At 43.8% G+C, this 19339-nt stretch carries 18 protein-coding genes; 9 read left to right on the plus strand and 9 right to left on the minus strand.

Annotated features, from left to right (window positions below; genetic code table 11):
• Nucleotides 1–98: 98 nt before the first annotated feature.
• The 3 genes from B2U56_RS09165 to B2U56_RS09175 are packed head-to-tail and all read left to right on the plus strand — an operon-like array spanning nucleotide 99 to nucleotide 3267.
• Nucleotides 99–1238 carry an ABC transporter substrate-binding protein gene (locus tag B2U56_RS09165; RefSeq protein WP_286953493.1) on the plus strand — a complete coding sequence of 380 codons (1140 nt, stop codon included), beginning with the start codon at nucleotides 99–101 and terminating at the stop codon, nucleotides 1236–1238.
• A complete protein-coding gene (locus tag B2U56_RS09170; protein ID WP_286953495.1) occupies nucleotides 1235–2239 on the plus strand; it encodes an iron ABC transporter permease in 1005 nt (334 codons plus the stop codon). The genes B2U56_RS09165 and B2U56_RS09170 overlap by 4 nt, the downstream gene beginning before the upstream one ends.
• Nucleotides 2236–3267 carry an ABC transporter ATP-binding protein gene (locus B2U56_RS09175; protein ID WP_286953497.1) on the plus strand — a complete coding sequence of 344 codons (1032 nt, stop codon included), beginning with the start codon at nucleotides 2236–2238 and terminating at the stop codon, nucleotides 3265–3267. The genes B2U56_RS09170 and B2U56_RS09175 overlap by 4 nt, the downstream gene beginning before the upstream one ends.
• A gap of 3 nt (nucleotides 3268–3270) precedes the next feature.
• Here the strand turns inward: B2U56_RS09175 and B2U56_RS09180 are convergent, their stop codons facing one another.
• Genes B2U56_RS09180 through B2U56_RS09190 form a run of 3 tightly spaced genes read right to left on the minus strand, consistent with a single transcriptional unit; the run spans nucleotide 3271 to nucleotide 5048 of the window.
• Complete coding sequence (locus B2U56_RS09180) at nucleotides 3271–4023, minus strand: energy transducer TonB (RefSeq protein WP_286953498.1); 753 nt, start codon at nucleotides 4021–4023, stop codon at nucleotides 3271–3273.
• A gap of 3 nt (nucleotides 4024–4026) precedes the next feature.
• The gene (locus tag B2U56_RS09185) at nucleotides 4027–4416 is read right to left on the minus strand and encodes an ExbD/TolR family protein (protein WP_013047747.1); all 390 of its coding nucleotides are present in this window, start codon (nucleotides 4414–4416) and stop codon (nucleotides 4027–4029) included.
• A gap of 2 nt (nucleotides 4417–4418) precedes the next feature.
• Entirely contained in the window at nucleotides 4419–5048 is a 630-nt protein-coding gene (locus B2U56_RS09190; protein ID WP_013047748.1) for a MotA/TolQ/ExbB proton channel family protein, read from the minus strand.
• Nucleotides 5049–5272: 224 nt separating this feature from the next.
• On the opposite strand from B2U56_RS09190, the gene B2U56_RS09195 reads away from it, so the two are divergent.
• Nucleotides 5273–6679 (plus strand): sodium-dependent transporter, encoded by a 1407-nt coding sequence (locus B2U56_RS09195; protein WP_286953502.1) that lies wholly within the window; start codon nucleotides 5273–5275, stop codon nucleotides 6677–6679.
• Nucleotides 6680–6725: 46 nt separating this feature from the next.
• Here the strand turns inward: B2U56_RS09195 and speE are convergent, their stop codons facing one another.
• Both speE and B2U56_RS09205 read right to left on the minus strand, forming a co-directional pair.
• Entirely contained in the window at nucleotides 6726–7577 is an 852-nt protein-coding gene (gene speE / locus B2U56_RS09200; RefSeq protein WP_286953504.1) for a polyamine aminopropyltransferase, read from the minus strand.
• Between the two features lie 29 nt (nucleotides 7578–7606).
• Nucleotides 7607–8794, minus strand: coding sequence for a type III PLP-dependent enzyme (locus tag B2U56_RS09205; RefSeq protein WP_286953507.1), 1188 nt, complete (start codon nucleotides 8792–8794; stop codon nucleotides 7607–7609).
• A 201-nt stretch (nucleotides 8795–8995) separates the two neighbouring features.
• Here B2U56_RS09205 and B2U56_RS09210 point away from each other — a divergent pair, with 201 nt between their 5' ends.
• Complete coding sequence (locus tag B2U56_RS09210; RefSeq protein ID WP_286953510.1) at nucleotides 8996–9961, plus strand: MBL fold metallo-hydrolase; 966 nt, start codon at nucleotides 8996–8998, stop codon at nucleotides 9959–9961.
• A 103-nt stretch (nucleotides 9962–10064) separates the two neighbouring features.
• Nucleotides 10065–11054, plus strand: a complete 990-nt coding sequence (locus B2U56_RS09215; protein ID WP_286953514.1) for a glucokinase — start codon at nucleotides 10065–10067, stop codon at nucleotides 11052–11054.
• On the opposite strand, the gene B2U56_RS09220 is transcribed toward B2U56_RS09215, so the two are convergent.
• From B2U56_RS09220 to B2U56_RS09230, 3 genes are read right to left on the minus strand one after another with little or no spacing between them, the layout of a single operon-like run.
• Nucleotides 10994–11791 (minus strand): LmeA family phospholipid-binding protein, encoded by a 798-nt coding sequence (locus B2U56_RS09220; RefSeq protein ID WP_286953517.1) that lies wholly within the window; start codon nucleotides 11789–11791, stop codon nucleotides 10994–10996. The two genes, B2U56_RS09215 and B2U56_RS09220, sit on opposite strands and share 61 nt — an antisense overlap.
• A 51-nt stretch (nucleotides 11792–11842) precedes the next feature.
• Complete coding sequence (locus tag B2U56_RS09225; protein ID WP_286953519.1) at nucleotides 11843–12427, minus strand: class I SAM-dependent methyltransferase; 585 nt, start codon at nucleotides 12425–12427, stop codon at nucleotides 11843–11845.
• Complete coding sequence (locus B2U56_RS09230) at nucleotides 12424–14397, minus strand: ABC-F family ATP-binding cassette domain-containing protein (protein ID WP_286953521.1); 1974 nt, start codon at nucleotides 14395–14397, stop codon at nucleotides 12424–12426. Before B2U56_RS09230 ends, B2U56_RS09225 begins: the two co-directional genes overlap by 4 nt.
• Before the next feature lie 136 nt (nucleotides 14398–14533).
• Between B2U56_RS09230 and B2U56_RS09235 the strand changes: the two genes are divergently transcribed.
• Both B2U56_RS09235 and B2U56_RS09240 read left to right on the plus strand, forming a co-directional pair.
• Entirely contained in the window at nucleotides 14534–15835 is a 1302-nt protein-coding gene (locus tag B2U56_RS09235; RefSeq protein ID WP_286953523.1) for an MFS transporter, read from the plus strand.
• A gap of 146 nt (nucleotides 15836–15981) precedes the next feature.
• Entirely contained in the window at nucleotides 15982–16182 is a 201-nt protein-coding gene (locus B2U56_RS09240; protein WP_013047758.1) for a cold-shock protein, read from the plus strand.
• A gap of 66 nt (nucleotides 16183–16248) precedes the next feature.
• Here B2U56_RS09240 and B2U56_RS09245 read toward each other — a convergent pair whose 3' ends face one another.
• Entirely contained in the window at nucleotides 16249–17916 is a 1668-nt protein-coding gene (locus tag B2U56_RS09245) for a DEAD/DEAH box helicase (RefSeq protein WP_213700843.1), read from the minus strand.
• A gap of 349 nt (nucleotides 17917–18265) precedes the next feature.
• Here B2U56_RS09245 and B2U56_RS09250 point away from each other — a divergent pair, with 349 nt between their 5' ends.
• A complete protein-coding gene (locus tag B2U56_RS09250; RefSeq protein ID WP_286953525.1) occupies nucleotides 18266–19339 on the plus strand; it encodes an efflux RND transporter periplasmic adaptor subunit in 1074 nt (357 codons plus the stop codon).

The raw sequence follows: 19339 nt of genomic DNA on the forward strand, positions 1-19339 counted from the left end.
TAGCCATAATTGATTGCTAGTCAAGTGTTTTTTGATTTATAGCCGATGTAAACCGTATAGTAAAATCTTTTTTGAAGGCCCTGAGTGTGAGGATAAATATGATAAAAAGAATTTCCCTCTTATTTTTGTTTTTTTTCGTCATTACCCCTTCTGTGTGGGGATCTCCCCATCCCTTTCCAGAAGTTTCTTTGCAATATGCCCATGGCTTCAGAGTAGAGTGCGGAAATGGTTATTATGTGGTTACAGTAGACAGACCGTGCTCAGATGCCGCGGATTCCCAGTCCTATCTATTGTTGTCAAAGGGAGGATCTGTGCCTGAAGCCCATAAGGATTTGCCGGTCATATATATACCAGTCAAGCGGATTATTACGACTTCCATGACGATGCTTCCTTTTATAGAAATACTTACGGATAAGAGTTCTCTCGTTGGTGTGGGGGGGAAGCGCTATGTTTATTCCGAGGACATCAGAAACTTGAACCTTCTCGATGTGGCATCAGATGCCGGATCAGGGCTTCGTATCGACGTTGAGAAGATTCTTTCCCTCCAGCCGGATGTAGTGTTTGTCTATACCTATACTGCAACGGAAAAAGAAGCAGCAGAAAGATTGGCCGCGCTAGGAGTTCCTATTGTCATTGCCTCTGATTATCTGGAAGAAACGCCCCTTGGCATGGCAGAGTGGATCAAGTTCGTTGCGCTTTTTCTAGGAGAAGAAAAAAAAGCTGAGATTTTTTTTAGAGGAGTGTCAGAGCGATATAATTGCCTGAAAGAGCTTGCAAATAAGGCAGAGGCCCGCCCCACTGTTATGGTTAACGCAGCTATAGGCGGTATGTGGTATGTTTCAGGGGGGCGAAGCTGGCCTGCCCTTCTCATCCGAGATGCTGGCGGTGAATATTTGTGGTCGGAAGTGGATCTTCCCGGGAGTATCCCCATAGATTTTGAAAAGGTGCTGGAACGGGCGCTGAATAGCGATTTTTGGATTAACCCCACGACCTGGCGGAACCTTGACGAGGGGAGGGGGCAGGATTCCCGTTATACAGCATTTCGCCCTTTTCGAGAGAAAAAAGTTTACAATAATAATGCCAGGGTTAATGGGGCAGGAGCTAACGACTATTACCAACAGGGCGTCATGCGTCCTGATCTGATACTTGCAGATCTTATCTCTATTTTCCATCCAACCCTGCTTCCAAATCATGAGCTTTATTTCTATCGTCTCTTAGAGGAGGGAACAGGCGAATGAGACGCTATCCTTTCATTTTTTTTATAGCAGTGTCTTTTCTGGGAATTTTTTTTGCTGCCTTGTCCCTTTCTTTAGGGTCGGTTTCTATCCCTTTTTACGAGCTATGGAATGTGATCTTTAACCATGGTGGTATAGAGAATGGGTGGAGGATTATTGTTCTTGAATTACGTCTGCCACGTATTCTTACTTCCCTGGCAGCAGGCAGCGCATTATCTGTAGCCGGGTTGGGAATGCAGACCCTTTTTCAGAATCCCCTTGCTGGCCCATTTGTCCTTGGCATCAACGCAGGAGCCAGTTTAGGCGTAGCATTAGCGACCCTCCTTACCGGGGCTTTAGCAAGCTTAGGCCTAGCGGCATCTTCATGGCTTGGAAGTTCTCTTGTCCTTTTCATAATGATAGGTATTGCAGGACGGCTCAAAAATAACATAACACTTTTAATATTAGGTCTTATGTTCGGGTACGGTGTTAGCGCCCTTGTGAGCGTTTTGATTCATTTTAGCTCCCCTGAACAAATACAACAATTTGTTTTATGGAGTTTCGGTAGTTTTTCTTCCGTAACATGGCAACAGCTCTCTCTTTTCGTGCCAGTTTCTTTGTCAGGTGTAATGGCGATGTTTTTTCTCGCCAAACCGTTGAATGCCCTTTTGCTAGGGGAATCTTATGCTTCAACTATGGGAGTATCTGTACGCCATATACGCCTGGCATTGGTTTTTGTTACAGCCATTCTTGCTGGAACCGTAACTGCCTTCTGCGGTCCCATTGCTTTTCTTGGAATGGCAGTTCCCCATTTATGCAGACACTTCTTGAAAAGCGGGGATCATCGTCTTCTTATTCCTGCCAGTGCTCTAAGTGGGGGAGTCCTCGCCCTTGCCGCAGATTTTTTTGCCCATTTGCCTGGAAGTGCTCTTGTATTGCCTCTTAATGCCGTTACGTCCCTTGTGGGGGCTCCTGTTGTTGTCTGGGTCATACTTCGAAGCCCATATGGAGAAAAAGTATCATGAGTTTGAAGCGGCCCCTACTTGCAACTCAAGACCTCTCTATAGGGTATGGTCCGAAAAAAGGAACAACTCTTGTTGCTGGTCCTATTGCAACATCCCTTTATGAAGGAGAGTTGGTTTGTCTTATTGGTCCCAACGGTGTTGGTAAAACAACGTTGCTGAAAACCCTGGCAGGAACCCAAAACCCTTTAGGTGGGGAAATAAGGGTTTTGGAATCTTCTCTGGCAGAACTTTCTCATAAGAAGCGGGCACAATTGCTGAGTTTCGTCATATCTGGCCGGCCAGCGATCCAGGGTTTCTCTGTCTTTGAATTAGTCGCCCTTGGACGGCACCCCTATACAAACTGGAAGGGAGAACTTGAAGACAGGGATATAAAAGCAGTGGAGAAGGCTCTTGTAGAGGTGAATGCCTGGCATTTGTCAGGGCGCGATTTTGCGGAGCTGAGCGATGGAGAAAGTCAACGTGTCCTCATAGCGAGGGCCCTTGCCCAGGATACCCCTATTTTGCTCCTTGACGAGCCTACGGCATTTCTTGATTTGCCCCGAAAAGTGGAACTTCTTTCCCTTTTGCGGCAGTATGCCTGGAAGATGAACAAAGGAGTTCTTATGTCGGTGCACGACATAGATTTAGCCTTGCGTTTTGCTGATCGCATCTGGGTCATGTCCCCCAGTCATTCTTTTACTGTTGGGATTCCGGAGGATCTGGTGCTGTCCGGCGTTATAGAGGAAGTATTCTCATCAGAAACCATCAGATTTGACAAAGAAAAAGGCGGATGGAAGTTAAAGGAAACGCCAGGTATGGCTATATGGATCGAGGGAGATCCTGTTGCGGTCCTATGGACAGGCAGGGCTCTGGAAAGAAAGGGGTATAAACTCCTTTCAGAATTAGAAAGAAGTGTTCAATCATGGCATGCCTCTATAAAAGTAACCGTAGACCCTGACCCTTTGTGGGTTCTTTCCTTTCCCAGTGGGCAAGTAGCTCATGCAGCTTCTCTAGAGGAAGCTCTCGCCCTTCTTTCGTATTATCTTTAGTTTTCAATCTTTTAAGGAAAAAATAACAGGGATGCGAACTTTTCCTGTGAAATCTTCAGAGAAAAGCCACGTCTTAAGGGCGCGATAGGCAGCTTTATCTAAACGGTCATAACCGCAGCTTTGTTCCGTTTCTATTGTTATAACCTTTCCTTTCTGTACGATAGCTATAAATATGCCCTTTCCCTCTTCCCCCTTCCGCCGGCTTAATAGGGGATAGATCGGCTTTTCCCTCTTCTTTATAGAAAGAGATGCCACGTCAACTGGTTCGATGGCGAGATTGCTTTCCTGATGCTGAGGAAGGGGCGCTCTACTTTTATTCAGACTCATTTTTTTCGCTGTTGAACCTTGAGTTTCGTTGGCAGCGGCATTAAGCACATTTGCTGATTTTTGTTTTACAGGCGTCTGGCGCTGAGTAGTAGTTTTTTTCTGAGAAACATCTTTTTTTTCTGAGAGTTCTGACGGTTTTGTTTTTGCTTTAGGAATAGATTTTGCTGGTTTTTCTTCCTTTATTTTTGTTTCTGTTTTTTGAGCCGGCTTTGTTTCTTCTTTGTAGTTTTCCCTGGGTGTATCGTAAAGACTGCTATTGTCTTTAGGTCTTTCGGACTTTGGAAAGGGGACACTTACCAGCCTAAGGGTCATTGTCTTTTGAGCAGGGGCAAAGGGCGCAGTTGCCCCTGTGGCGAGCACTGAGAGGCCTATCAATAAGCATATGTGAAGAAAAAAACTGCAAATAAAGGGGAGCATGAAACGCTTCAATTATTACTCCTCCTGTAGCATAAGGGCTATTTGTATGAGCCCTTTTTCATGGAGGCGGCTTAAAAAGGCGGCAACAGTTCCATAAGGGACCTCACGGTCAGCAGCCAATAGAATGGTCCTGTTGTTTTTTTCTGCCTCTATAGCTCGAAGAGCAAGTTTCTCTTCAGATATGGGCTCATTCTCCCAGAGAAGGGTGCCATCGATTTTAAGGGTAATATAGATGTCCTGATCTGATTCTAGAGCATCCGCCTTGCCTTGCGGAAGTTGAACCTGCAGCTGGCTTTGGCCAAAAGTAGTCGTCAGCACGAAAAAGATGATAAGGATAAATAGAATATCAACAAGAGGTGTTATGTCAATCTCTGGGAGTTTGCTTCGCGTGGGACGGGAGGCCATTATTATTTGTCCTTTCCGTGAGGAGCTTTCGTTCCTGCCGTAAGCTTTTCCCTTATTAAAAAATCAGCCCCCCGGTAGAGGGTTTCCTCCTGATCATCGATCTTGGCATTTAGATATGTATAAGCCAATACTGTTGGTACGGCAATGCTCAGTCCCGCAACGGTCGTTAAAAGGGCCTGCCATATTCCTCCGGAAAGGGCGATCATGGGGGATTGGCTTGCCTGAGGAAGGCCGCGAAAGATTTCTACCATGCCTAGTACCGTTCCCAACAGCCCCAGGAGGGGAGCCACTCGGGAAATAGTGCCCAGGAGAGTAAGCCCCTTTATCCATCGGAAGAGCTCTCTTCGAATCTGTTGTTCGAGAAGAAGTTTGAATGCTTCTGTATCAACTTGCCAGTGAGCTACAGCAGCAATAAAAAGACGGTGAAGAGAAGAATCTCCAGATTTTGCTATTTGAGTTGCTTTCTCTGCGTCATTTTCATAAAGGGCCTCGCTAAGCGCCAGTTCAAGCTTTTCTGGATCAGTTGAAGACCGTCGAAAAAACAGTACTCGCTCAATAAAGACTCCCAAAGCGATTATAGAAAGAACGAATATAACCCACATTATAGGGCCGCCTGCCCTCATTATTCCCATAAGCAGTTCACCTCATTACTCAAAAGTTTACTCTGCAAGTATGATAAATCTTTAGGGGAATGTCAAAGAAAGCTTTTTAGATGTTGACTCAGAAGAACCCATGATTTAAAATTCGATACAATTTCCTTTTTGCGGCTAAGTACGCAGTATACAAGGACTTTTATTATGAATACGTTTTATTATGGCGCTTTGCCTGACATCATCATTTCAAGGGAGTGGTAAAAGTGGAAAGATCAACATCGCCCAGAGAAGGTTTTTCGTCTGGGCTGGCTGTTTTTTTAGCCGCACTGGGTTCTGCAGTTGGATTGGGTAATATCTGGAAATTCCCCTATTTAACAGGTGCTAACGGTGGTGGAGCTTTTTTATTTGTTTATTTCATTTGTGTCCTTTTCGTAGGAATTCCAGTTTTGCTCTGTGAGTGGTATGTAGGACGCTATACTCGCCGCAACGCAGTTGGAGCTTTTGAAAGCCTTAAGCCAGGTTCTGCCTGGAAAGGAATTGGAGTAATGGGAGTTTTGGCGTCATACTTGATTATGTTTTTCTATACGTGCGTGGCTGGATGGGTCTATTTTTACTGTTTCAAGGCTTTTACCGGATCTTTCGCATCAGTGACGGCCAATACGGTAGAAGAACTTTTTGGGCAGGTTATAGGCGTAGGGACTGCCGGTAAATCATTCTTTTCAAAAGATGTTCTTTCTCCCATTTTTTGGCAGGTGATAGTTCTTTGTGTTGTGGGAACAGGAATCTCTATGGGGGTCAGGTCTGGTATAGAAAGAATTACAAAAACCCTCATGCCATTGCTTTTTATGCTCATTATTATTTGTGATATTCGTGCTCTTACGTTGCCAGGAGCAGGGGAAGGCATTCGATTTCTGTTTCATATAGACTTCTCTCAGATTACACCTGCAGTTGTATTGAGTGCTTTGGGGCTGGCTTTCTTTAAGCTTTCGCTGGCTATGGGAGTTATGATTACCTATGGTTCTTATTTCACAGAAGATGTCCATCTGTTTAAGACCGCTGGCAAGATCGCCTTTTCTGATACCCTTGTCTCTATGTTGGCGGGAATAGCCATATTTCCCACCGTTTTTTCTTTTGGGATGGAACCTTCCGCGGGGCCAGGGCTGCTTTTCATGACTATTCCTCTTGTTTTTTCCAAAATGCCACTGGGCGCTTTTTTACTTGCAGCCTTTTTCCTTCTGACTTCTTTTGCCGCAACAACGGCATTACTCTCCCTTATGGAAGTTCCCGTGGCTTTCTGGACCGAGGAGTTTAACATTTCGAGGAAAAAAGCAACGTTTCTTAATTGCCTCTTTATCGGCCTAGTTGGTGTCACAGCCGCCTTATCTGTGGATAGCTCGAGCTTGCTTGGTGGATATAAGCTATGGGGACGGGGCTTCTTTGATTTCTTTGACCATCTGTCTTCAAACATTATTATGCCTTTGGGCGGTCTACTCATCGCTATTTTTGTGGGATATTTTGCTAAAAAAGATGACGTTGCTTGTGAATTGTCCAATCATGGAAGCCTTCAAAATGATACGTACGTTTCTTTTTTCAATTTCGTAATTCGTTATGTTTCACCAGCTCTTCTTGTAATTATTTTCCTAAACACTATCGGCGTTATTTCCTTTTAGTCAATAATGTAACAGCCCCCGCAGTAAAACGGGGGCTGTTGTTTTTTTATGCCTTATCAAGTAGTTCTTTTAAAAAGGGCGGAAGGACAAATGCTGCCTTGTGTATTTCTGTAGTGTAATATTTTGTCCCTTCCGGAGCTGGGCGACGAGGAACAGAAGGATCCAGTTTTTTTGAGCCGATTGTATAGGTCCACATCCCCGTTGGATAAGTTGGCATAGCCCCCCAGCAGAGGGAAGTGATGGGGTAGACTTTTTTTATCTCCTGAAAAGCTCCCACAACGACATTGGAGTCAGAGAAAGGAGATTCTGTCTGGGCCAACATCATGCCGTCCTCTTTCAATGCTCTTTTTACATCGCTGTAAAAATCAGCTTCAAATAGCCCTGCCGCAAAATCCACAGGGTCAGTGCTATCTATAATAGCTACATCAAATTCATTTGATATGGAGCTTATATAGGCCAGAGCATCCATGGATTGAACATCAGCCCTGGGATCGTCCATAGCGCAGCTTATAGTGGGGAGGTATTTTTTAGAAGCATTAATTACCTCTTTGTCAATATCAATCAAAGTAGCTTTTTCTACCTCTTTATGTCGTAGTACTTCACGAAGCACACCGCCATCGCCGCCGCCAACAATAAGAACCCGCTTAGGGCTGGGATGAGCACAGAGAACAATATGGGCCATCATTTCTGAGTAGCAGAATTCGTCTCTCTCGGCTATCTGAATGGCGCCATCAAGAATAAGCATCCGGCCATATTCAAACGTCTCTACAAGCAGAATATCCTGATACTCTGATTTTTTGTTTATCAAAATCTGATTGATACGAAGACTTAACTTCATATTAGAAGTTTGCTCTTCTGTCACCCAGAGTTCATTGTATCGCTTCGCCCTACGTTCCAATGCTTCTCATCTCCTTTAGCTTTAGCTATTTATTCCTCCCGTGGCAAAATATATGCCGCAAGGGGAGGAAATCCATTAAAATACACTGATGAATAACTCTGTGTATAGGCCCCCGTTGTAAGGATGTAAACACGGTCTCCCTCTTCCAGGGTCAGAGGTAGTTCATATTTGTACTGTTCGTAGAGGATGTCCATGCTATCGCATGTGGGGCCTGCAATGATCGCTTCTTGTACTATCCCTTTTTTCTCTACATAGATAGGATATTTAATGGACTCATCAAGAGTTTCAATAAGTCCTCCGAACTTTCCCGCATCAAGGTAAATCCACCGATATTGGCCAAATTCAGACTTTCTTGAGACAAGAACAACTTCTGTGACCATGACCCCTGCGTCTCCTGCCATATATCGGCCAGGTTCAAGAATGATTTCCGGCAAATTTTCTCCAAAATCTTCTTTTAGGTATCGCGTTATTTCTGTTCCGTAAACTTCTGGCCCGACTGTAGGATAAATGTACTGAGAAGGAAATCCCCCGCCAAGGTTGATCATCTTGAGGCGAATTCCTTTTTCAGCTACAGAGTCAAAAAGATATTTACATGTTGAAATAGCATGATCCCACTGCCCTAAATCCCGCTGCTGGGACCCTACGTGAAAAGAAACTCCATAGGGTTCAAGGCCGAGCTCTTTAGACATTAGAATAAGCTTGTAGAGAGTATCAGGATGGGCTCCAAATTTTCGTGATAGGGGCCAGTCGGCTCCGCTTCCGTCTGTTAGGATTCTAAAAAAGACCTTTGAACCGGGAGCATGTTTTGCCAGCTTGTATAAGTCGCTTTCCGAGTCGGTAGCAAAAAGACGAACCCCTTTTTCGTATGCGTAGGCGATATCTTTAGCCTTCTTTATAGTGTTGCCGTAACTAATGCGGTCTGGTGTGGCTCCGAGAGCTAGAACCTGGTTAAGTTCGTATACCGATGCGATATCAAAACAGCTTCCCTTTTCAACGAGCAGTTTCACCACGTCATCGAGCGGATTAGCCTTTACGGCATAGTAGATTTTTGCAAAGGGCATGCCTTTCTTTAATGAATCATATTGTTTCTCGATAACATCAAGATCGATGATGAGGCAAGGTGTTTCCTTATCTGCCGCAAAAGCCTTAATTCGTTCGAATTTTTCTCTCGTCATAAATCTTTCGAGATCAAACTCGTAGTGATGGGATGTTTCCACTGCAGCACCTCCAAATAAATTTTTTTATACTACGCTATACTAATGGTAACGTTTTAACACCTTTCATACAAGGAATGTAAGAGGACTTTTTCTTGACAGCCTTATTAAATTCTCTCTACACTAGGCAATGTACAAAACCATGTCGAGTATAAGAAGATACATGATTTTAGTTTAAAAAGAAAGCTCTTGGAGGAAAAAATAATGTTGAATATTCACAGTTTCTACCAATCAAAGTTCCCCCATCTCGCTGCAGAATTTGAGGGAGGTTCTCTATATCTTATTGATCTGCCCATTGCACGTCCAGGTTTTGAGAAATTCATATCGGCATGGCTTATTAGGGATCAGATAAGAAACCGAACCCTCTTGATCGATCCGGGCCCGGCCTCAACTCTGCCCCGGCTCTATGGGGCTTTGGAAGAGCTGGGAACCCCTTCCATAGATTATGTACTGCTCACTCATGTTCATATGGATCATGCCGGAGGGATGGGAGATTTCATGGACACTTTTCCAAAAGCGAAAATAGTTGCTCCTTCCAATGGCATCAAACATCTTGTAGACCCTTCAAAGCTTCTGGCTGCAAGTCTCGAAACATTACGGGACATGGTGGAAGTCTATGGGGAGATGAAGGCTATTTCTGAAGATGCCTTTGCAGATCCTGGAGATGTGGAAGGAGTAAGATTTTTCATGACGCCAGGTCATGCTGCCCACCATCAGGCGATTTTTTATGATTTGGAAGAAGACTTCCCGATCCTTTTCGCGGGAGAAGCCGCAGGAACGTATATAGGAGATGTAGAAGGGAAAACTTTCTATATGCGCCCTGCAACCCCGCCTCGTTTTTTCTTTCACAGTGCTGAGGAGTCCATTGAATTTTTGATAAAGAGCTCTTTCTCCATGTTATGTTACGCCCATTATGGTTGGGTTCGGGATGGGAAGAGATTTTTGTTGAAAGCTCTTGAACAGATGAGATTATGGAGAAATTTTGTGGAAAAACATTCAGGAACACGGGAAGAACTAATAGATATAGTTTTGGACAAGGATGCGAATCTCAAGGGGTTTTTTGAGTTCTCCACTGAAATGCAACGAAGAGAAAGGTATTTTATTGACAACAGTCTCAAGGGGTTTATAGAAGGGGCTATTTCTGAGAAACGAAAAAAGGCAATTCCATGAAAAACAAGTTGAAATTGCTCTGTTTCGTTTTTCTCTTTGTTATTTTGATTGCCTGGTTGAATGTTTACCTGACTCGTTTTTTTCCTCAGTGAGGAGGGAGATAGTGCATATTCTAACTGCGGATATTGGTGGAACTACAAGTCGTTTTGCACTTTTTTCCGTAAGGGATAAGAAGGTCTTTCTCGAAAAGATTATTCGAAAGGCAACGGCCAGATATGCATCTTTCTTTGAAATTTTAGAAGAGATTCGTATGGAAGACGGCAGATTTTCCTTTGATGAAGTGCTGTTTAGTGTGCTTGCTCTTCCTGCCCCTGTAAGAAAACAAGATGACATCGCTTTGACCAATGTGACCTGGCCCATACCAATAGCCTCTCTTCGACGAGCTTATAGTCAAGCCCCTCTTTTGGTAGTAAATGATTTTATTGCCCAGGCCTATGGTTGCTTAACCCTCCATAAGGGGGACTATTTCACAGTCAATGAAGGAGAGATGGATCCGGAAGGACATGTTGCAGTGATAGGGGCAGGAACAGGTCTAGGATGCGGCGTGCTTGTTCCATATGCTTTTCAGAAATATGCCCCCCTGCCATCTGAGGGGGGCCACACAACCTTTGCTTTTCTCAAAGAAGAGCAGTCTTTCGAGGTTTTTCTCAGGAAAAGGACTTCGGCCTCTTACATCACAAAAGAAATGGTGGTTTCCGGAAAAGGCCTGTCCCTTCTTTATGAGTTCTTAACGGGACACTCTTTAACCCCTCTGGAAGTAGCGGAAAAGATAAGTCCGTCATCTCTTACTGCCATGCTATTTGCTACATTTTATGCCAGAGCCTGCAGGGATTTTGCTTTAACCGTAACCCCTTCCAGAGGACTTTTTATCTCTGGCGGCGTGGCTATCTCCAATCCATGGATCGTTGATAATGATATTTTCAGGAAAGAATTCACTTTTTCCTCTTCCCATAGCGCCTTTCTCAACACTATCCCGGTGTTGTTGCTTAAAAATGTCGATAATGGTCTCTGGGGCGCAGTACATTATGGCATTCACTGTTTACCGGAGTTTGAGCAAACTATGGGAGTTGAAGATTCTTTTTCATATTTGTAAACAACCCCCTCAAAAGGTTGAGGCTCTTTAGCGCTTGACAAAGTTATAGATGTGTCACTATAAGAGATTGACGTTAGTTTCAACGGAAACACGAACTTGCTGAGGTCCAAAAGGGGCTGTATTTGAGAGACAGCCTTTTCTGTTATGAACTCAGGCACATCCACTCTGTTAACCCGAACCTTATAGTTATCAAGCCATATTTGCTGAAAATCCACTATTTTGAGCCGGCTTTCTATTTCGATAAGGATGTCAAGCTTGAATAACAAGCGGACAAGATAGTATCCTTTGGCGTAAATGCCTTCAGGATGGATGTCCAACTGTATGTTGTGCCAGTGATCATCGTTTCCAAACTCTTTTTGGATCAGGTTCCTGTTGATGTCATCCTCATCAATAATGCCTTTAGCGAGAATGTTCATAATGTAGTCTGCTTCCGGCCCTTTTTCTCCCCAGTCTCTCATGGGGGTGAGCTGTACACCCATGGCTCGAAGAGAGAGATTGTCAATTCGAACACCACCAATGATGGCCCCTTCCAAATTCATATATATATCGCGGATATATCCACTTTCATCTGGTTCTTCGTCAAAAATTATTGTCATTTTTTCGGGGTCCAGTTCTTTTATGAAATGGTGCTGGAGCCTTTGGCTAGGGGTCATGATTTCCGCTTGTCCCCCCCAAAGAGGATTTGAGAAGAATATAAGTATGATTGAAACAAAACATATAAGGGAACGTTTCGTCATAATGTACCCTCCTAGAGAGTTAATTTAAATAGACCGACAGTCATTTTATCATTAAAGGATCATTTTTTTGTAGACGTGGATAAACCAGTACAAGCCATAGGTTTCTTTGTCAAGAACGTAGTTCCTTTTTAAGATCTTTTCTTTAAGATGCTGGGGCGTAGTATAAAACACAGGAGAAATGAATAGTTTTTCAAGGCAACCTATCAATGCGGTAAGAATTGAGTTCTTGTCAAAATCGTGAATGAGCAAAAAACCGCCGGGAGCAAGTATTCTGTCTATTTCCTGAAGCAACATGTTTTGCTCTTCTATGTGATGATAGGTGTCTGAAAGAATAACCCCATGAAAAAAATCTTCTTTGTAGGGAGTTGCTCGTCCATCTCCAAGTGTAGTTATAACTGGAGTATTTTGTAAAAAGCGGGTCATATGAGGGCTTGTATCAAGTACGTGTATTTCCCTTTTTTCTCCGAGGAGTTTGCGGGCTAAATAGCCGGTTCCTCCTCCCAGATCCAGTATTCTTTGTTCCGGCTCAAGGGAAACCATTTTAAGTATGGTATTTGTTTTGTAAAGACCAGCTTTAATCATAAAAAGATCGTAATAAGGTGCTAATTTTTTAAAAGGGTCTTGATCCTTTTTCATGATGAGCTCTTTTGTTTCACTTTTTCTTCCACAGTTTCAATTTGTTCCATGAGCATTTCCCATTCTTTCATGTACGTAACGAGCAGCCCCATAATTTCGTTATGCCGCATCATAATTTTCTGAACCTCAAGAGTGTTTTCTAAAAATGAGGGGTCGCAAAGAGAGGTTTCAATCTGCAGCTTTTCTTCTTCCAGCTCTTCAATTATTGTCTCCAGAGGTGTGAGATCTTTCACGATTTTCTGCTTTTTTCTGTATAGAAGGTTTCTTACTTCGGCCTCTCGCCGCCTTCTTTCTTTTTCATCATTTTTAGAGGGAGTAGCATTCTCCCTGCTGGATTCTTCGGTGAGGGATAGTTTTTCAGTTTCGAGCCTTTCTGCTCTTTTCTGGATGAAATAAGAATAGTTTCCTGGATATTCAAAAATTTTCCCTTCCCGTATCTCAATAACTCGTGATACAAGTTTGTCGAGGAAATACCGATCATGAGATACGATAATAATAGTACCATGATATTCTGTTAATGCTTGCTGAAATATATCTCGAGTTCGAATATCAAGGTGGTTCGTCGGCTCGTCAAGAATGAGCAGGTTTGTTTCTTCCAGAAGAAGCTTAAGGAGAGCTACCCGGGATTTTTCTCCACCGGACAGAACAGATATTAATTTATAAATATCATCACCGGAAAAAAGAAAAGCTCCAAGAAGACCTCTCTTTTCTGTATCTGTTCCGAGATAGCCAGTATTGGAAATTTCCTCCCAGATAGTTCGATTGTAGTTGAGGTTTTGAGCGCTTTCCTGAGAGAAAAAACCCATCTTTACATTATAGCCGTAAGAAATATTTCCCTCTGTAGGAACTTCTGACTGACTGATGAGTCTTGAAAGAGTAGATTTCCCGGCACCGTTCACGCCGACGAGAGCGATTTTTTCTCCTCTGTGGACAGAAAAAGAAATGTCCTTGAAAATGAGGTTGTCACCATATGTTTTTTTGACATCCTTGACAGAAATAACTTCTTGGCCGCTTCTAGGGCATTGGGGAAAATGGATAGCGACCGCCTTTTCTGAGCTATCAGTGTCTACAAGGCTCATCCTTTCGAGTTTTTTAATACGGCTCTGAACTTGTGTCGCTTTTGTTGCCTTATATCGGAAACGTTCGATGAAAGCGAGGTTTTTATCCATTTCGGTACGTTGTTTACGGGCTATACGTTCTCTTTCTTCGTTTCGCCGGGCCTTTTCTTCCAGAAACCACGAAAAATTCCCTTTATACAGAGAGATGGCGCCTTGTGAAAGCTCCGCAGTTGATGTGCAGATTTTGTCGAGAAAATGTCTGTCGTGAGAAATGGCGATGAGAGTGCCATTAAAATTTAAAAGCCAATCCTCAAGCCACTCCATGCTTTCAGTGTCGAGGTGGTTGGTGGGCTCATCGAGCAGAAGGATATCAGGTGAAGAAAGTAGCATGGCTGCTAGAGAAATACGCATTTTCCAGCCCCCTGAAAACGTACTTGTGTACCTCTGGCCATCGCCATCAGAGAAGCCAAGCCCCTTCATTACCTTTTGTGCCATGGCGGCAAATTCGTAACCCCCTAGCTGTTCATAACGATGTGAGAGGTGATCATGCCTTTTGAGCAAAGAATGATACTCTTCCTCGTTTTTAGCAGCTCTGGCTATATCCTCTTCTGTAGCTCTCAGCTCTTTTTCCACAAGGGCTATCCCGGCCTGTTTTTTAAGATAGTGAAGGAGGACGGTGTCTTCTATCTCTACGAGATCTTGGGGGAGATACCCAATACGGATGCCTTTGGGAAAGTAAACATTTCCTTCACGGGGTTCTACCAGTCCCATAATGATTTTAAAGAGAGTTGTTTTTCCAGTGCCGTTACTCCCAATGAGGCCTGTTTTACTTCCGTGTGTAATAGACCAATTCAGAGAGTTATAGAGCCCTTGTTCCCCGTAAAAATGAGTAATATTTACAAGTTGAATCATTTTCTTCACCTTTTTATCTATTCTGCGGCAGAAATTATATCATGTATGAGAAGCTAGAAGTATTCTTGTCTTTATGCTATGGTACTGTTTTTTAGAGATTAAAGAAGGGATGCTTGTTGTTAGGGAGGTGCTTTATGTGGGAAAAGATGAGGAGATGGAAAGAGGCTTACGCTACAGATGGATTGTATGGGGAGTAATGGTCTTATCCTATGTGGTTGTATTCTTCCATCGGCTTGCCGCTGGGGTAGTGCGTAACGATTTAGTCGAAGCTTTCGGTTTAAGCGGAGCGGCTTTTGGAACCCTGGCATCCCTTTACTTTTATGCCTACATGATGATGCAAATCCCCGTTGGCCTCCTGGTAGACTCTCTTGGTGCAAGAATAACTATTTCCGTCGGTACCCTCATCGCTGGAGTAGGAGCGCTATTTTTTGGGTATGCCCCTACTGCGTCCGTGCTTTTCTTGGGGCGTTTCCTAGTGGGTATTGGTGTTGCCACAGTATTTGTTTCTATTTTGAAAGTTCAATCACAATGGTTTCGTGAGCGAGAATTTGCAACGCTCTCCGGAATGACATCCCTTATTGGTAATGGAGGGGGGCTTTTGGCCCAGACACCTCTTGCTTTAGCTGTAGCTTTTCTTACGTGGCGGACGACGTTTGCTGCCATAGGAGTTTTTTCAATTTTCCTTGCTGGTGTTTGCTATCTTTTTGTTCGCAATAGCCCTCAGGATATGGGGTTCCCCTCTATTAACGAATCAGAGAGGAAGCGCAACGAATCTTCAGACAAGAGCATTGGGGGGAAAACTAGCCTAAAAGAAGGATTTAAACAAGTGGTGCGTGTGCGCCATCTATGGCCAGTGATTTTTTTCTTTTCCTTCAATCAAGGAGCCAGTCTGTCTTTTACAAGTGCCTGGGGAGTTGCTTATATGGAATCGGTATATGGTCTTCCTACTACTAGCGCTTCTTCTTATATTGCAGTCATATTAATAGGGCTGATGGTAGGCAGCCTTTTTTCAGGATGGTTTTCAGATAGGATGGGGAGGCGTAAATGGCCCATGCTTTTTCTTGCCTCCCTGAATGTCGCAACATGGGCAATCCTTGTCTTTTACAATGGAGGTCAACCGCCACTTGCAATACTCAAACCTCTTTTTTTTATAATGGGCTTTACTGCGACAGGTTACGTTGTATCATGGGCTCTTGCTAGAGAAGTAACTCCTTCTAACTTCACAGGTATTGCTATTTCCCTTATGAATACGGCGTGTTTTCTTTCCATCGGTCTTTTTACAACATTGTTAGGAAAAATCCTTGATCGTTATGGAAACCTTCTTCAGGGTCCTCTCTTATTTCAGCGGGTGTTATTCCCATGTTTTGCGGCAGTCCTTCTGAGTTTTGTATGTGCGTTATTTGTTCCTGAAACAAAAGGGGAAAATATCTATAGATGAGTTTTGCCAGGAAGAATAGGAGTAGAGCCCAGCTGAGTAGCGCAAAATCTTAAATATTGCTTGACAGTATTTACTCGATCAGGTATCGTCTAGGAGCCGTGTTTGTATAGACGGCTCCATATTCTTCATTAGGAGGATTCTTTTTTATGGCTCAGGGCACAGTGAAATGGTTCAACGATAGCAAGGGGTATGGTTTTATTACGACAGATGAGGGAAAAGACGTCTTTGTCCATTATAGTGCAATCATGGGTGACGGCTTTAAAACATTGGCTGAGAATCAGAGAGTTTCCTTCGATGTTACTCAAGGAGAAAAGGGGCCACAGGCTGCCAACGTTCAGAAGCTGTAGTTTTAGGGTATTAGAGAATAAGAAGATAATAAAGAAAAGCGGAGCTTTCAAGGCTCCGCTTTTTTATTATCTTTTCTTCCGCTGACGGAAAGGCTTTTTCCCACGTTTTTCTACCGCTTTATATGATTTTCTTCCTTCGGTTATTAGTCCTCGTTCAATAAGACGATGGCCAAAACGCTCAAAATCTTTTTCTATAGACGGGAGCAATTCCACCTGGGCATGGTCATTTTGTAAACGAATAGCACCCACTCCCGACTTGTCAATGTTCAACGTGGAGCAAATGACCCTCAAGATTTTGCCAACATCCCAACCCTGGTCTCTGCCACGTTCGATCCTAATGGTGGTCTGAAGAGATGATCCCGCGCTTCCGCTTTCTTTGCTTCTGCTTCTTCGGGGTGTGCGTCCCCGTTTCAAATCTTGTTCGAGATCGGCAGTTAATTCGTATCCGGCATTCTTTCTGGAGAAAAGCAATCCCAGAAGCCGAGCGATCATAGCTCTGCTCTCGTTGCACTCCAGCAGAGAATCTGCCCACTCTAGATTCTCTGAGGTTTCATAATGCTCAGCGGCAAAGACTCTTTCTTCATAGCTAATGCGCTGTTTCTTGCGGATATCTTTAGGATCAGGAACATTCTTCCATGTAATTGGAATGGTGGATGTTTTCACCATGCTCTTGAAGCCCGTTGCTTCTTTTGGAGAAAGGACAAGCAGGTTGCGCCCTTCATGCCCGGCTCGTCCAGTTCTGCCGCTCCTATGGACAAACGTTTCACGATTATCAGGCAATCCCATTTGTATAACATGAGAAACACCTTCCACATCGAGACCTCTGGCTGCAACATTCGTTGCTACAAGGAGGGGAGTCCGTCCACTTCTAAATTGTGAGAGGGCCATATTCCTCTCCCTTTGGCTCATCTCTCCATGAAGGCACATAGCCTGGAAGTTCTCATCATGAAGCCGTCGAGTCAGCTCTACCGTTTCAGCCCTGGTGTGACAAAAAACAATAGCTCGTGAGGGCTTTTCCCACAAGAGTACATTAATAAGGCCTTCTTCCTTGTGCCGTGTGGGTACCAAATATACTTCATGAGTAATATCCTCATGAGCCTCCCCTTCTTCTGTAAGAGAAATAAAGACAGGGGTTTTAAGATATCGTTTTGCCAGATTCTTAATTTCCGCCGGCATAGTTGCTGAAAAAAGCCATACTCTCTGACAGTTTGGAAGGCTATCTAGAATTGCTTCCAGCTCCTCCTTGAATCCCAGATCAAGCATATGATCCCCTTCGTCGAGAACGACTATTTTTATGCCAGACGTATCAAGAGTACCCCTTCTGATATGGTCAAGGACACGACCAGGCGTTCCCGTTACAACGGCGGAACCATCTCGAAGAGAGCGTATCTGCTGAGACATATCCATTCCACCAACGAGGGAGGCGGCAGATACATTAATATAGTTTCCAAACCATTTGGCTTCTTTCCATATTTGCTGGGAGAGTTCTCTTGTAGGGGAAAGAATGAGAACCTTAGATTCCCTTTCTCCCGCCGTGAGTTTCTGCAGTAGAGGGAGAAGAAATGCGAGAGTTTTCCCAGATCCCGTCTTAGCTCTGACAATAATATCCTTTTCAAAAATCTTTTCAGACAGAACCCGATCTTGCACAGGGGTTGGTGTTGAAAATCCCTTTTCCGCGAGGGCTTTTAGGAGTTCTGCCCGTAACTCGTATTGCTCAAAATTGTTTTGTTCCATGAATATAAAAGTGCCTCCTGTTTCTCATAGGGCATAAAAAAATGACCTCCTTCAAAAGGGGGCCACATCTTCACTACCCTTTCTTGTATCTTACTATTATGCAGAAGTTTTTCGTTTTGTCAATCAAATTCGAAACCTTCAGTTTTAGATATCGGGGTATCATGTATTGCGTCTTGACAGGTTTTAAATTATTAGAATACTATACTTTCTAGCATCCTTTATGTCCAGAGTTTTTGGCTTCTGTTCGGAAAACGCATCAGGCATTGGCGAATCTAAAGAAAGCGGCAGGATTATATTGTCCTCTCACGGCAGGTTTGTCGAAACAGGACAATGAAAAAGAGGGGCAGCCATGAAAACACGCAAAGAAGTGATGTTTCTTCTGCTTGTTATCATTTTATTAGGAATAGGGTGTATTTTTTTCTTCAGTCAGAAGAGAGAAGAGCAAAAAAGCCAGACCTCTATGAAAGAAGAGATAGCGGCAGCTGGAATTCCTGTTACTTCCTATGTAGTGGAACGAGCCTACTGGGATTATTGGAAAACCTATTATGGCAAGATCAGGGCTGCTTCGGAGCAGTCTATAACAGCCTATGTTCGGGAGTTTGTGTCATCTGTCCATGTAGATGTGGGAGATATGGTCATTCCAGGGGATATTCTCTGCGAGCTTGAGAAGGTCACTCAGACATCGGTATTGACCTCTCAACAGACTGAGTTCGAGAATGCCCGGCGAGATCTCGAAAGGAAGAAGCATCTTTACCAGGCTGGCGGCATATCAAAACAAGAAGTAGAGCAGGCTGTTGCCCTTCTTAATGAGAGAAAAGCCCGTCTGCAAGAGGCGAAAACAGTATTTCAGCGAACAGCGATCCGCTCGTCGACAAAGGGAGTGGTTCTCTCAAAGAACATTCATGTAGGGGAAATTGCGGAGCCTGGAATGGAACTTTTCCGTCTAGCCAGTCTGAAGGACCTGGAACTGGAAGTCATGATCGCTTCTTCCGATGCCCTCCACATTGATGTTGGCGTTCCTTGCAGAGTTCTTTATAGTGAAACAGTAACCCGAGGAGTAATAAAGCGCATTGACCCAGAGGCCCAGGCTGAAACAGGAATGTATAAAGGAGTGATATCTCTCGAACGCCCGCTGAATCTTTATCCAGGGACCTTTGTAGAGGTGCAGATTCGTATGGATTCGAGAAGAAATGCTATTGTAATTCCCGATGATTTGTTGCGGAGGGAAAGAAACGAAGCGTACGTTTTTGTCATTACCGAAGACAAGGCTTTTCGAAGAAAAATTAATCCAGGGAAGAGTCAGGATGGCCTATTGGAGGTTCGTGGAGCGCTTGATGAAGGAGAAGTGTTAGTAAGAGAGGGAGTAGACCGAGTATATGACGGAGCGACGGTAGTGGTCATTCAGAAAGGGCAAAAGCCCTAG

This window comes from Aminobacterium sp. UBA4987, assembly GCF_002396985.1.
In the GTDB taxonomy this organism is placed as follows: domain Bacteria; phylum Synergistota; class Synergistia; order Synergistales; family Aminobacteriaceae; genus Aminobacterium; species Aminobacterium colombiense.